This is a genomic window from Paraburkholderia sediminicola (assembly GCF_046027825.1).
GTDB classification, from domain to species: Bacteria; Pseudomonadota; Gammaproteobacteria; order Burkholderiales; family Burkholderiaceae; genus Paraburkholderia; species Paraburkholderia sediminicola_D.
This window is the reverse complement of the sequence record NZ_JAQQDU010000002.1, coordinates 1-13,756: the sequence shown is the minus strand read 5'-3', so window position 1 is coordinate 13,756 and position 13,756 is coordinate 1. Positions and strand designations below refer to the sequence as shown.

The 13,756-nt window shown below is 61.6% G+C and carries 12 protein-coding genes and 1 pseudogene; 5 read left to right on the top strand and 8 right to left on the bottom strand.

Annotated elements, in window-relative coordinates; genetic code table 11:
* Positions 1 to 385: 385 nt before the first annotated feature.
* Positions 386 to 766: a DUF2946 domain-containing protein gene (locus tag PQQ96_RS01225; RefSeq protein WP_408287662.1), complete on the top strand. Its 381-nt coding sequence runs from the start codon at positions 386 to 388 to the stop codon at positions 764 to 766.
* 269 nt (positions 767 to 1,035) lie between these two features.
* On the top strand, positions 1,036 to 3,141 hold the full coding sequence (locus PQQ96_RS01220; protein WP_408287660.1) for a TonB-dependent receptor family protein: 2,106 nt from the start codon (positions 1,036 to 1,038) through the stop codon (positions 3,139 to 3,141).
* A 43-nt stretch (positions 3,142 to 3,184) separates the two neighbouring features.
* Here the strand turns inward: PQQ96_RS01220 and PQQ96_RS01215 are convergent, their stop codons facing one another.
* Positions 3,185 to 3,769, bottom strand: coding sequence for an IMPACT family protein (locus PQQ96_RS01215; RefSeq protein ID WP_408287658.1), 585 nt, complete (start codon positions 3,767 to 3,769; stop codon positions 3,185 to 3,187).
* A 380-nt stretch (positions 3,770 to 4,149) separates the two neighbouring features.
* Between PQQ96_RS01215 and PQQ96_RS01210 the strand changes: the two genes are divergently transcribed.
* Positions 4,150 to 4,776, top strand: coding sequence for a LysE family translocator (locus PQQ96_RS01210; RefSeq protein WP_408287655.1), 627 nt, complete (start codon positions 4,150 to 4,152; stop codon positions 4,774 to 4,776).
* A gap of 74 nt (positions 4,777 to 4,850) precedes the next feature.
* Here PQQ96_RS01210 and PQQ96_RS01205 read toward each other — a convergent pair whose 3' ends face one another.
* On the bottom strand, positions 4,851 to 5,219 hold the full coding sequence (locus PQQ96_RS01205; protein WP_408287653.1) for a hypothetical protein: 369 nt from the start codon (positions 5,217 to 5,219) through the stop codon (positions 4,851 to 4,853).
* Between the two features lie 285 nt (positions 5,220 to 5,504).
* Entirely contained in the window at positions 5,505 to 6,125 is a 621-nt protein-coding gene (locus PQQ96_RS01200) for a TetR/AcrR family transcriptional regulator (protein ID WP_408287652.1), read from the bottom strand.
* 65 nt (positions 6,126 to 6,190) lie between these two features.
* Between PQQ96_RS01200 and PQQ96_RS01195 the strand changes: the two genes are divergently transcribed.
* Complete coding sequence (locus tag PQQ96_RS01195; RefSeq protein WP_408287650.1) at positions 6,191 to 6,829, top strand: glutathione binding-like protein; 639 nt, start codon at positions 6,191 to 6,193, stop codon at positions 6,827 to 6,829.
* A gap of 22 nt (positions 6,830 to 6,851) precedes the next feature.
* Here PQQ96_RS01195 and PQQ96_RS01190 read toward each other — a convergent pair whose 3' ends face one another.
* The gene (locus tag PQQ96_RS01190) at positions 6,852 to 7,109 is read right to left on the bottom strand and encodes a DUF2866 domain-containing protein (RefSeq protein WP_408287647.1); all 258 of its coding nucleotides are present in this window, start codon (positions 7,107 to 7,109) and stop codon (positions 6,852 to 6,854) included.
* A 313-nt stretch (positions 7,110 to 7,422) separates the two neighbouring features.
* On the opposite strand from PQQ96_RS01190, the gene PQQ96_RS01185 reads away from it, so the two are divergent.
* The gene (locus tag PQQ96_RS01185; RefSeq protein WP_408287644.1) at positions 7,423 to 8,526 is read left to right on the top strand and encodes a GGDEF domain-containing protein; all 1,104 of its coding nucleotides are present in this window, start codon (positions 7,423 to 7,425) and stop codon (positions 8,524 to 8,526) included.
* Positions 8,527 to 8,557: 31 nt separating this feature from the next.
* Here PQQ96_RS01185 and PQQ96_RS01180 read toward each other — a convergent pair whose 3' ends face one another.
* From PQQ96_RS01180 to PQQ96_RS01165, 4 genes and pseudogenes are all read right to left on the bottom strand, one after another.
* Entirely contained in the window at positions 8,558 to 10,318 is a 1,761-nt protein-coding gene (locus tag PQQ96_RS01180) for a peptidoglycan D,D-transpeptidase FtsI family protein (RefSeq protein ID WP_408287642.1), read from the bottom strand.
* A gap of 122 nt (positions 10,319 to 10,440) precedes the next feature.
* A complete protein-coding gene (locus PQQ96_RS01175) occupies positions 10,441 to 11,064 on the bottom strand; it encodes a trimeric intracellular cation channel family protein (RefSeq protein WP_408287639.1) in 624 nt (207 codons plus the stop codon).
* Between the two features lie 521 nt (positions 11,065 to 11,585).
* Entirely contained in the window at positions 11,586 to 13,127 is a 1,542-nt protein-coding gene (locus PQQ96_RS01170) for a methyl-accepting chemotaxis protein (protein ID WP_408287637.1), read from the bottom strand.
* Positions 13,128 to 13,482: 355 nt separating this feature from the next.
* Positions 13,483 to 13,756: pseudogene (locus PQQ96_RS01165) on the bottom strand (IS4 family transposase); the annotation flags it as partial.

Below are 13,756 nucleotides of genomic sequence, written 5' to 3'. Positions count from 1 at the left end.
TCCCGGTTCAGAGCAGCATGGTAACAGCGAGCCGATCCCGTGCATCTTCTTAACTGGATCAGGGTCCGGAATTCTCGAACGATTGAAACAGCGCCGCTCATCATAACGAGCGGTTTCTTCAATAGACACCGCGTCATTAGAGGATAGCTGCTACCCGAGCCGAATCGGCGTGATTCCGTCAATGCGCCGGCGGTTATCTCACGGCAATAACTGCGATGCATAAAAAGAGGTCGCATCAAAAAGATCCGCGTGAGAGATGTGCATGAGACGTGTGCAATACGCCGTGCAAGCCGCTATATCCGTCATCACATGTCGATGAGCGTGTGATTTCGGAGATTCTGCGTGGCATAATCGCACGGCTTTCATTTCTCCTACACCTCGCCACATGCTGCGCCGTCGTCTACAGAAGATCGGCAGTATCCTCGGATTGCTCGCCATCCTGATGGCGACGCTCGCGCCGACGGTGTCGCAAGCGTTGAGCGCGCAAGAGCGTCTCGACGCAGCGCTGGTCGATCATTGTTCGGCGCAAGTCGATGCGGCCGCGGGCGGAGACACAAGCCCCTCGCATTCGCTGACGCTTCATTGGGAAGCATGCGGCTACTGCGGATTGCTCGCCCATTTCCCAGTCGTGCCGCCGGTGCCGCTCGCCTTCGCGACGCAAGCCGCTTTCGCGCATACCGCTGTCATCCACGCCAGCGTCAGCGCGCCGTCCGTTACGCCGCTTCTCTCGGCGCAGCCACGCGCGCCACCTGCCGCCGTTCTCTGATTTCTGCCGGTCTGCCTGCGTGCAAGGCGTGGCGTGCGTCCGCATGGACGCCGCTGCTGTGCCGACGCGCACGCCTGTCTGATCGCGCAGACCCTCGTTCCTAAGCCGCCGGCTTTCCACCGCTAGCCGTGCTTGCACGCGCAAGCACGCGTTTAACAGCGCGCGTTTGCCGCGCGGCCCACTCGCACGCGAACTCGACCTGATCGAGTGCGCGCGCTATGCCACATTCAAAAAGACGCTGCCACGATGCAGCGCCGGGACCTCATCTTATGTATCGATTCATCAAAAGAAGCGGCGCGCTTTCGAGCGCCGCAGTTTTTTTCGCCACTCACGCACTTGCGCAGACCAGCAAGCCTTCCGACACGTCGGAGCCGAAACTGCTCGAACCCGTGGTCGTGCAAGGGCAGATGGGGGCGTCACTGACTTCCAGCACGCCGGCTCAACAGAAGCGCAAGCTCGACGAGACGGTGGGCTCCGTGGGCTTTGTCGATAGTGAGTCATATGCAAACACGTATGCCTTCACCTTGCGTGACGTTCTGAAAGACGTGCCGGGTGTGTTCGTGCAGAACCGCTACGGACAGGAGTTGCGCTTGTCGATCCGTGGCTCGGGCATTGCGCGTTCATACCATACGCGTGGACTGGAAATTCTTCAGGATGGCATTCCGACCAATCAGGCCGACGGTAGCGGCGACTATTACCAGATCGATCCGCTCGCCTTGCAGGCGACCCAGGTCTACAAAGGCGGCAACGGGCTCGCCTACGGATCGTCGACCCTTGGCGGCGCGATCGATTTTCTGACGCCGACCGCGTACACCGCGGTCGCGCCGAACATCTTGCGACTCGAAGGCGGCAGTTATGGCACGGTGCGTAGCAGCGCGCAGTTTTCGCGTGTGGTGGGGCCGCTCGATTTCATCGGCACGTTCACGGTCGATCATAACGACGGCTTCCGTCAGCATTCACGCGGCCAGTATGAGCAGTTCAACGCGAACGTCGGTTATCGCTTCAGTCCAACCGTCGAAACGCGTTTCTATCTCGGCGCCTATATCGTCGATCAGCAATTGCCCGGCACGCTGACCCTGAATGACGCGCTGAACAACCCGACCAAGGCTGCCGCCAGCGCGTTGTCCGGCGACCAGGCGCGCAACACGCGCACCGAGCGGATCGCGAACCGCACAACGGTGAAGCTCGACGTCGGCCAACTCGACATCGACACGTGGGCGATTCACAAGAGTCTGTATCACCCGATTTTTCAGGTCATCGACCAGGATGGTTGGACCTACGGTGTCGCGCCGCGCTACACGGCGACGCTGAACCTCGGCGGCATGCGCAACGACGTGATCGCGGGCGCACGGTTTTTCGGCGGCAATACGCAGGCGCGGCAGTACGTGAACGTCGCCGGCAATCGTGGCACGCAGACGCTCGACTCGTCGCAGAACGCGTACAACTACGAGGCCTATGTCGAGAACCGCCTGTTCTTCCTGCCGACCGTTGCGTTGATGACGGGCGTCAAGGCGCTGCGCGATGTGCGTGAATATGTCGACCATGGCGGTCTCGCTGCGGACCCGACCTACAAGTCGGCGAGCCAGACGTACAACGGCATTAATCCAAAGGTCGGTTTGTTGTGGCAACCGAATCGTGAGATTCAGGCTTTTGTCGATATCACGCGCAGCCAGGACACACCGGATTTCACCGACCTCACGCAGTCGTTTGCATCGACCACGCGCTTCACGCCATTACAATCGCAGCATGCGTGGACGCTGGAGATCGGGACGCGCGGCACGCGTGACAGGGTGAGTTGGGATCTCACGGCGTATCAGTCGATGGTGCGTGATCAGTTGCTGCAGTACACGACCAATCCGGATATTCCGGCCGCCACGTTCAACGCCAACAAAACCGTGTTGCGTGGCATTGAAGCTGGCGCGTCGGTCGACGTGTGGCGCGATGTTTTCAAGCCCGGCTCGGGAGATCGGATTACGCTCTCGGGACTATGGAACCTGAGCGATTTCCGTTTCAAGGATGACCCGCAGTATGGGTCCAATCGGATTGCCGGGGTGCCGGTCAACGTGCTGCGCGCTGCTTTGAGTTATGCGCAGCCTGACGGCTTTCATGTGTCCGCGACCGTGGATTGGGTGCCCGCCGGCGCCTGGGCCGATGATGCCAATACGCTGCGTGTGCCGGGGTACACGTTGCTAGGCTTGCAGGCCGGGATGGACTTTCGCAATGGCGTGTCGGTGTTTGTCGATGCCAGGAATCTGACAAACAAGCGCTACGTGAGCGATATCAGCACGGTGGCCAATGCCGCCACGGCGAGCGGGGCGATCTTTTATCCCGGAGAGGGGCGGAGCGTTTTTGCCGGAATAAGATACGCGTTCTGATTTTGCTTCTGTTTTTTCCCGCGTTGCGGGGAGGGCAAATCGATCAGAAAAACCCGGCCTTGCCCTGGGTCATATCCACCAGGGCTAGCCGGGCATCCTCTACCGCATTGACGGGCAGCCGGACAGTCATCTTCACCAGCATCCCGTAGGCACTGTCTACGAGTCCGTACCCTTCAGCCTCGATCCATCGGCGCACTTTCGCTTCATCGGCGTAGCTCACTTCGACGATCAGCGCGACCTGAGCAATCCTCTCCACGCGCGGCGCGTCCAATAGCGCTGAAGCAATCGCGTCGGTATACGCGCGTACCAACCCGCCGGCGCCCAGCTTCACGCCGCCGTAATACCGTACGACGGCGGCCAGCACGCCGTCCAGATCATGATGCCGCAGCACTTCGAGAATGGGCCGGCCCGCTGTTCCGGACGGCTCGCCGTCGTCGGACATGCCTGACTGGCCGCCGGCCAGCAGCGCCCAGCACACATGCGTCGCGCCAGGATGTTCTTCGCGCAGACGGCGCAGCTCGGACATCGCGGCGTCGCGGTCGGCGACCGGTATCGCGTGCGCGATGAAACGGCTCTTGCGAATCTCGAGTTCCGCAGAGAGCGGTGCGGGCAAGGTATAGGTGGGCAAGGCAAAGACTTCGGTGGATGAAAAATGCGGACCTCATGAGAGTCTCATGCGGCCCTGTGCCCGTCATGGTAGCGGATCGCCGATGGGCAATCGGCGAATCATCCAGGCACAGGCGGCGCGCCGCGATTCTCGCCGATCCGGTAATGGTCCCTTGCGAAGTGAAGCGATGACGCAGGGCGCTTCGCGCAGCATAATCATAAACGTGACGAATCTAGCTCCCGGCTGGGGCGAAAGCAGATCCCTCGTCTGTCGGTTCGTCACGTTTTCTCGTCGCTGTCGTGCACTTTTCGCGCGCAAATCCAGAATCCATGCATTCGTCTACAATCGTCGGCTAAACGTGCGCCTGCCCGCTGAACCGGGCGCGCGACCAAGGAGACGACATGCTTGATCTTTCCACGCTGGGAACCTTCGTTGCCGTTGTACTCGGGCTCTTTCTGATTCCCGGTCCGGCTGTGCTGCTGGTTTTGACACGCACCGTGCATGGTGGCCGGAAGGCCGGCATTCTCACCGGACTCGGTATTGCTGTTGGCGATTTCATCCACACGTTGGGCGCAGCGGTCGGCCTGTCAGCCCTGCTGATGACGTCGGCGCTCGCCTTCAATGCCGTGAAGTTCGTCGGCGCTGCCTATCTCGTCTATCTGGGCATTCGCGCCTTGCGCGAAAAGCAGGCGAGCGCGCATTTGCCGGCAGTCGCGCCGGTATCCGCTTCCAGGGCTTTCTTTCAGGCGATCCCCGCCGAAGTGTTGAACCCCAAGACCGCGCTGTTTTTCCTCGCGTTCCTGCCGCAGTTCGTTCGCCCTGAGCATGGTTCTTCGTTCCTGCAGTTCACGACGCTCGGACTTATCTTCGTCGGCATGAGTGCGCTTTATACAACGTCGATCGTGCTGACCATTCGTCCGCTGGGCAAGTTCGTCAAACGCCTGACCTGGCTGAGCCGCTGGCAAAACAAGATCATCGGCGTGCTGTTCATTTCTCTGGGCCTGCGCGTCGCCACGCAAACGCGCTGACGAATCTGCACGCCTCTGCACGCCGTTTCGCACCGGCGCGCAGAAACACGCTGCCGCGTTTGCGCTAGATTGCGCTAGATATTGCGGCGCTGCCGCCTCAAGCGGCCTTCGCGTGCGTATTCCATCTGGCCCTGGGTACGCACGGCAAGCCTTTCCTGTTCGGCGCGGCTCATCTGCCGTGTATCGTCGATATCACCCACGCGCAGCACTTCCTGCGCGATCCGTATGCGTAGCGTCATCAAGGGTTCGCCGCGTTCGACCAGCGTGCGGTCGGTTGCGCGCGCCTGCTGGACGCCGCTGTCGATCAGGTTGCGCAGTTCAAGCAACGTGAGCCGCTGGCGTTGGATCTCGAGGATGAGCCGCTGGATGGCCTGCTCGTCGCGCGTGCGCCACCAGGCGCGCAGTTCGGCGAGCGTGGGCGGTTCGAAAGGAGGAAGGCGCATTGTTCAGACGAAAAACACTGTATATATGTACAGTATATCCCGTCTTTTTACGGAAACGCGTAGCGCGTGTTGATCAGCTCGCAGCCCCGGTAAGAAGGGGCGTTATAACGCTCAGGTGAGCGCGAGCATGATCGAGGTAGAGACCACGATGATGAAAAGACACGTAGCGGTAATCAGGTCATACGGATAGCTCATGACGGAACCATAACGTGGCGGGCGGATGAGCCATCATAGGCATATCCGTTCCGCATGACTGTCAAGCATTGCAAAGCCGTGGTTACCCGCCTATCCGCAGATCAACGCCACGCCCGCCACCGCCGTTGCCCGCAGCGACGCGCGCGAATCGCCCGCGCGGGCGCGCAACGCGAGGCTGTGCAAAATCGCCGATGCGATCTTCGCAAGGAGGAGCGGTTGTGCATCGGCGGCCAGTTCGCCGGTGGCCTGCGCCAGCTTGAGGCGTTTCTCGAAGGCCTTGTCGTAGAGACGCAGTCCGTCGGCAAGCGCTGTGCGGACCTCGGCGTCATCCACTGCTTCGACCGCGGCGGTGCCGATCATGAAGCAGCCGAGCGGATTGCCCTCTGCGGGCAAGTACCACGCGAGTGCGCCGTCATAAACACGCATCAGTGCCTGCGGCAATGGCAGGTCTTCGCGGAGCGCATGAACCATCGCAAGCCGGCCGGCCTCGATATAACGCTCGAGTACGGTCAGATACAACGCGTGTTTGTCGCCGAATGCGCCGTACAGGCTCGGGCGGTTCATGCCGGTCGCGGCACTCAATTGATCCAGCGAGGTACCCGCATAGCCGCCGCGCCAGAACACGTCTCTTGCGTTGGCGAGCGCCTCGTCGGAATCATAGGCGCGCGGGCGCCCACGAGGGCGGGTTTCTTTTTTTGTACTGGTCGGCATATAAATATGGCTAAAGGGATTTAAATGCAATATAGTACAAAAACACCAACGACAGGAGATTCCCCATGGATCTGTACTTCTCGCCGCTCGCTTGCTCACTGGCCACCCGAATCGCGTTGTACGAGGCGGGGGCGCAGGCAGGGTTCATTCAGGTTGATACGAAGTCGAAACAGTTGTCGGACGGCTCGGACTTCTATCCAATCAGTCCGCTAGGGCAGGTGCCGGTGCTACGTACGGACGAGGGCTGGTTGTTGACCGAAAACACGGCGATCCTGCCTTATGTGGCCGATCATTTCCCGGCCGCGCGGCTTGCGCCCGCGGCGGGTACGGCAGAGCGCGCGCGGCTGCAGCAATGGCTCGGTTTTATCAGCACGGAGTTGCACAAGGGGGTGTTCGTGCCGCTACTCGATGCGCGCGCGCCGGAAGACGTGAAGCACTATGCGCGCGACAAAGCCACGTTGCGGCTAGGCGTTTTGCAAGATCATCTGGCGCAAAACGAGTATCTGCTCGACGCGTTCAGCGTGGGCGACGCCTATCTGGTCACCGTGCTGAACTGGGCGTCGTATGGCGGCATCGATCTATCGGAATGGCCGGCGGTTGCGGCTTACTACAAACGATTGATGCAGCGGCCGAGTGTTGCAAAAGCCGCTGCGGAAGAAATCGCGCTGTTTCAGGAAGAAATGGCGAAGCGCGCGAAAAACTGAGGGGAGGTTGCCGGCTGCGCGATTAGTCGTCGCTCTGCTGGCAGAAGCGGCGCCCTGGAATGTGCGACACGACCGCCTGGGCAATCTCGAGTGGTGTGCTTTCCGCGGGCACCACGCGGCGGCTCGATTCCGGGGTGTGCTTCATGGTCCATTCGACGAGTCTGTACGAGCGTCCCCATGGGGGCTGCAAGGGGTCTGAGACCTTGCACGAGTGGATCTGGCGCACCCATTCGTTGCCGGGCATCGTGCGCAAATGCTCGAATACCGTGTCTTCCACCATCGTTTGACTCCTTCTTCGCAGGCATGCTGTCCATCTATCGGCGCGTCGGCGACACCCCCGGAGAAAAAAAGCGCCGCCGATGTTCTGGCGGCTCAACAGGGGATGTTGTGCGCCATAGTTACAGGTAAGAATTAAGCCAAACTTAAGATCGCGCTCAAAATTCCCGCGCGTGATCCCTCTACTTGATCGCGCCGCTAAAGCGCTGTTTTGCGTGCGCGGTGATCCAACCCTCAAGACCTCGCGGAATTGGCCGTTATTAAGGCGGTTGGGGCCGCCGACCCCGCTTCGCCTCCGGGCCCACATCCTTGATAACGTGACGAATCTCGCTCAAACGCCGCTTTCCGACCGCCTTCGCTCGCTCGTCGATACCGTGCAGCACAACGAGCGCACGCTGCGCCGCTTCCAGAACGTCGAGTTGAAACTGATCGGCGCGCAGGATTTCGCGTCGTTTCTCGACACGCTGTTCAGCCATCTGCCGCAAGAGTTCTCGCTGGCGAGCGTGACGTTGTGGCTCGACGACCGCGCGCCGATGCTGCTCGAACTCCTTGAGCCGGGCGCTCTGGATGCGCTCGGCCAGCCCAATCTGAGAACCTCGCGCGAAGGGGGGCTTACAGCGCTTGGTCTATGCGACGAGGGACGGCCGTGGCTCGGCAAGCTGAGCGGGCTGGATGAAACAGCGCGCCGCGCATTCTTCGGCAACGTCGACATGCCAGCGAGCGCGATCTTGCTGCCGCTTGCCGCAGGCGACACCGTCAGCGGCTATCTATGCCTTTGCAGCGACGACCCGGCCCGTTTTGCCGAAGGCATGGCTACGGATATTCTGGAGCGCTTTGCGAGCATCGTCACGGCGAGTCTTGACAATGTCGCGCATCGCGAGCGGCTCAAGCAACTTGGTATGACCGATTCGCTGACAGGACTCGCCAATCGCCGCTACTTCGATGAGCGGATGCGCGAGGAGATCATGCGTGCTGTCCGGTATGGCGTACCGGTTGCTTGTCTTTTCATCGATATCGACAGCTTCAAGCGTATCAACGACACCTACGGACATCAGACCGGCGACCGTGCTCTGGCAGCGGTCGCGGCCTGCGTGCGGCAGCAGGTGCGGCTGGGCGATACCGTGGCGCGTTACGGCGGCGAAGAGTTTGCCGCGCTGTTGCAAGGCGATCGGGCCGATGCGCTGACGGTTGCCGAGCGCGTGCGGCTGGCCGTCGAAAAGCTGGATTTGCAGGACGACCACGGCGAACGCATTGCATTGACCGTGTCGATCGGCGTCGCCGCGCGCACGATCACCGGTGCGCCAGCCGATGCCGCCGTGCACGGCTACGCGATGATGGAAGAAGCCGATCGGGCGATGTACCAGGCCAAGCGTAATGGCCGCAATCGCATCGAGGCGCTGGAGAAAAGCGCGCAGCGATAACGCGCCGGGCTAAGCTTGTTCGGCACATCGCTCAGGCATCCGGCGGCACCCCCAATAACTGCAGTGCACCGCCCGTCACGCCGCTGAACACCGGCCCGGCCACGGTCCCACCATAAAATGCCTTGCCGGCCGGGTCGTCGATCATGACAGCGACAATCAGCCGTGGGTCGCTCATCGGCGCCATGCCCACAAACAGCGCACGGTAACGGTTTTTCGCGTAAGCCGCGCCGACCTGTTTGCGCGCCGTGCCGGTTTTGCCGCCGATCCGGTAGCCCGCCACCGCCGCTGCGCGCCCCGTGCCGCCAGGGCCGGTAGCCATTTCGAGCATCGAGCGGATCGCGCGCGCGGTGGCGGGCGTGGTGACCGCATGGCCCTTATCCTCGGACTGCGCCGCGGCAGTTGGACCCGCGTTCCCGTCAGCGTTTCTGTCCGCATTTCCGTTATTACGCAGCAAACTCACGTGATGCATGGTGCCGTCGCCGGCATAGGCGGTGTAAACCTGCGCGATCTGCAGCAGCGAAGTGGACAGACCGTAGCCATACGCCATGGTCGCCTGTTCGATGGGACGCCAGCGTTTGTACGGGCGCACCTTGCCCGACGCGACACCTGGAAAGGTCAGCTCGGGTCTCAACCCGAGCCCGTATTCCTGATACTTGTTCCAGATTTTTTCGGCGGGCAGATTCAGCGCGAGCTTCGCAAGTGCGATATTGCTCGACTTTTGCACCGCTTCTGCGACGGTCATCGCACCGTGATTCGACGTGTCATGAATCACCGCCGGGCCGATCTTGTACCAGCCCGGCGCGGTATCGATGATGCTTTGCGGCCGCACCTTGCCTTCGTCGATCGACAGTGCGACGACCACCGGTTTGATCGTCGAACCCGGCTCGAAGGTGTCGACTACCGCGCGATTGCGCAGTTGCCGCCCGGTGAGACGGGCGCGGTCGTTCGGATCGAAACTCGGATAGTTGGCGAGCGCGAGAATTTCGCCGTTGCGCGCGTCGAGCACGACGACGCTGCCGGCTTCCGCGTGATGTTTAGCGATCGCGTCCTTCAGTTGCGTGTAGGCGAGTTGCTGAATCCGCCGGTCGATCGTCAGGTGGATGGTGTCGCCGTTCTGCGCGGGCACGAGCGGCCGGGTCTCGGACACTACCCGGCCAAGACGGTCGCGGATCACTTCGCGCTGGCCCGGCACGCCGAGTAGTTGCTCGTTGGCGGCGAGTTCGACGCCTTCCTGGCCGTTGTCCTCGATATCGGTGAAGCCGACCACGTGCGCCGCCGATTCGCCTTCAGGGTAAAAACGCTTCGAATCCGCGATTTGCGTGATGCCGGCGAGGCCCAGTTTGTTGAGGCGGTCGGCGGTATCGGCATCCACCTGGCGCTTGAGCAGCACGAAGGTTTTGTCACCGTTCAGACGCCTGCGTAATTCCGTCTCAGGCAGATCGAGCAGCTTCGAAAGCGGCGCGAACGCGGTTTCGTCGAGGAGCTTGGGCGAGGCCCAGATCTCATAGGTCGCGAGGCTGACGGCCAGCATCGAACCATTGCGGTCGACGATGCGCCCGCGTGTCGCATCGAGTTCGAGGGTGCGCTGATAGCGTTTTTGCCCCTGATCGACGTAGAAATCCTGATTGACCACCTGCACCCAGAACGCGCGTGCCGCCAGCGACGCGAACGCGCCGAACACCAGCAGGATGACAAGTTTCGAGCGCCACATCGGCAGGCGCGCGGCCAGCAACTGGTTCTTTGCGACGGGCGCGTACGGATCGTGCGACTGCGATTTCTTCTTTTGGATCATGAGTGCGGGAAACGAACAGCAGTGCGTCGCGAGCTGAAACCGGCAGCGCCGGCAGCTTGTTGCGCGTGACTGTCGAGCGTGCTCCTCGAGTGGAAGCCGCACGCGCGAGGCGTGCAGCTGGATTAGCGTGCGCCGCCCGAATCGGCGGCGGTGAATACCTTGAGTTGCCAACGGAATCGCACGGCCAGCATGCGCACCACGAAGCCACAGGCCAGCACTACGACGGAGGCCGGCCCCGGCGCCAAGTCGCAGGCCTGTAGTGCCACGTACAGCGCGCCCGCGCCGAGCGCGATGCTGGCGTACAACTCCTCGCGCAGCACGAGCGGCATCTGATTGCACAGCAGGTCGCGCAGCATGCCGCCGCACACGCCGGTGATCGCGCCGGCGAGCACGACGATCGCCGGGCTCACGTCCAGCGTCGCGGCAACATCGCAACCGATGACCGTGAACGCGATCAGGCCGATCGCGTCGACCGTGATGAACAGCTGTTGCCAGTTGCGCAGCCACTTGGCGCCGGCTGCAGCAATCGACGCTGCCTCGATTGTAATCAGAACGTAATATGGATGCGAGATCCATGCAAGCGGATAGTGGCCGAGCAACACATCGCGCACCGTGCCACCGCCGAGCGCGGTGACGGTGCCGACGAGGCACAGGCCGAAGCGGTCCATGCCGCGGCGCATGCCCATCAATGCGCCGGACATGGCTTCAGCGACGATCGCAACGAGGTAGAGGAGGTGGAGCAGCATGACGGAGAGCCTTGATGGGACGGCGCTCGCAAGAGGAAAGGCTCCGCATGGGGGCTTGCCACGAGGCGCGCGTTTGAAAGCGGCCATTATCGGAAGCGGCGGGTCCTGATGAAAATGCCTTAAGACGAATTAGGCGATGGCAAATTCGGCTTAACCTGGTTGCGGAATTCAGCGTGGTAAGCGTTCGCTGAACAGCGGGGGCCTTCGCGCAGGTCGGTGGAGGCAGGAGGCAGGAGGCAGGAGCAGAGGCACAGGCACAGGCACAGGCACAGGCACAGGCACAGGCACAGGCACAGGCACAGGCAGAGGGGCCGTGTAGCCGCAAGACATAGCCGCGAGCGCAAAAGTAGGCTGCCGCAAAAAAGCCGCGTGGATTTGAAGAATCCGCGCGGCTGGTTCGTTCGATTAATGCGTCGACTCCGACGCGGCGAGTTAAAGAGGCGCTCCCTGCCTGTCGAGCGCCTTCTTTTTCTCTGCGGCTCTTCTCACGGCGTCCCGCGGCCTGAAAAGAGCGGGCTGCCTCAGGCTGGCAAAGCGAAGCTCGAGATTGCCTCACGCAAGACGCCCACCTGATCTTTCAGCGAGTGGGCCGCGGCGGCGGCTTCTTCGACGAGCGCGGCATTTTGCTGCGTGACCTGATCCATTTCGCCGACTGCGCGATTGACCTGTTCGATGCCCGCGCTCTGTTCGCGCGACGCGTTGCTGATCTCCTCGAGGATTTCGTTCACGCGACGCACCGACTGCACGATTTCGCCCATGGTCGAACCGGCGTTGGCGACCAGCGACGCGCCCGCTTCGACGGTATGGGTCGATGTTTCGATCAACGCCTTGATTTCCTTCGCGGCTGTGGCCGAGCGTTGCGCGAGGCTGCGCACTTCCGCGGCGACCACTGCGAAGCCACGTCCCTGTTCGCCCGCGCGGGCCGCTTCGACGGCTGCATTGAGCGCGAGGATATTGGTCTGGAACGCGATGCCGTCGATCACGCCGATGATGTCGCCGATCTGCCGCGAGCTGCTGGTGATTTCGCCCATTGTGCGGACCACGTCGTCGACGACGCGGCTGCCGCGCGTGGCCACATCCGCGGCCTGACCGGCGAGTTGCGCCGCTTGCAGCGCGCTGTCCGCGTTCTGCTTAACGTTCACCGTCATCTGATCCATGCTCGACGCCGTTTCGACGAGCGCCGCAGCCTGTTCCTCGGTGCGCTGCGAGAGATCCGTGTTGCCGGCGGCGATTTCGGTCGCGCCGATATTGATGTTTTCGGTACCGAGACGCACGCGCGAGACCGTATCGACGAGACCGGCCTGCATGGTGTGGAGGGCGTGCAGCAGACTGCCGGTGTCGTTGCCTTCCACCGGCACGCGCGTGGCGAGGTTGCCGCGCGCCATCAATTGGGCTGCTTCCACGGCGACTTCGAGATCGCCGCCGAGCGTGCGGCGGATGCTGCGCAACACCAGCAGCATGACGACCGTGGCGATCGCGCCGAGCGTCACGGTGATGGCGAGCCAGCGCAGCAGACTGGCGTAGAACGCGCTTTGTACGTCGTCCATGTACATGCCGGTGACGAGGTACCAGTCCCACGGCGCGAAGTGGCCTGCGTAGCTGGTTTTGGCCACGGGTTCGTTGCTGCCTGGCTTGGCCCACAGATAGTCGACGAAGCCGCCGCCTTCATGGCTGCCTGCTTTGACGATATCGACGAACAGATGGTTGCCGGCCGGGTCGGTGAATTGCGCGAAGTTCTTGCCAACCATTTCCGGTTTGAATGGGTGCATCAGCATGACCGGTTGCGAGTCGTTGACGGAGATGTAGCCGTCTTTGCCATAGCGCATGGCGGCGAGCGTATCGAGCGCCTGCTTTTTGGCTTCGTCTTCGGTGATTGTGTGCTGCTGTGCGAGGGTGTAGTAGCGGTTGACGACGTGATTGGCCTGGTCGATCAGCGAGGTGAGTTGATCGCGGCGGTCCGAGATCATCGATGCACGGTTTTGCCATGCGCCGAAGCCGCCGATCAGGATCAGGCCGATCCAGAGGACCGCGATCATTGAGGCTAGTTTTTTGTTCAGTGTCATAGCAAGGGGCTTTTGCGTTCGCTTTGGCTTTCGCTTTCGCGAGGTGGTCGGTCAGAGGGCTTGCACTTTTTCACTTTTCACTTTTCGCTTGCAGCGATTGGCTTGTCGCTTACTGTGTTTACGGCCTATCTCTCTTTGCTCCGCAGGGAGGGGAAACCCGTTGTTTTTATTTGTCTGACTAAAGGGGGTTTGTTTCGTCTGTTTGCCTATGGTGTTGGGGTTTGGTTTTGGTTTTTTTGCCTGCGCGGCGCTTGTTCGTCTGTGTGCCTACGGCGTTGGCCTTTCCTTGTTTTCTTATTGGTCTATTAGTGTTGCCCCTGTGCGGGGCAATGCTCTCAACTTAAGCCCCACAGCATCAAGCGAGTTTGTACGCGAGATGGAAGTGGGGCTTGGCTTTTCTGGGTGGCCTTGGATAGGAGCGTGAGGGCTGGATGCGGCATCGGGTGTGGTGGATCACTTCCAGCACACCGGCGAGGCTGTCCAGACAGCGCCGGATGCGCAGAAGGCACGTGCCGAGGATGGGCTTGAGTTCGCCCAGTGCGTACACCCGGTTGGGACGACTGGCACGCCCGTCGTCGTGCGGCGCATCGAGATCGCTGAGCAATGTGCACAGGTTGTCAGCGAGGATT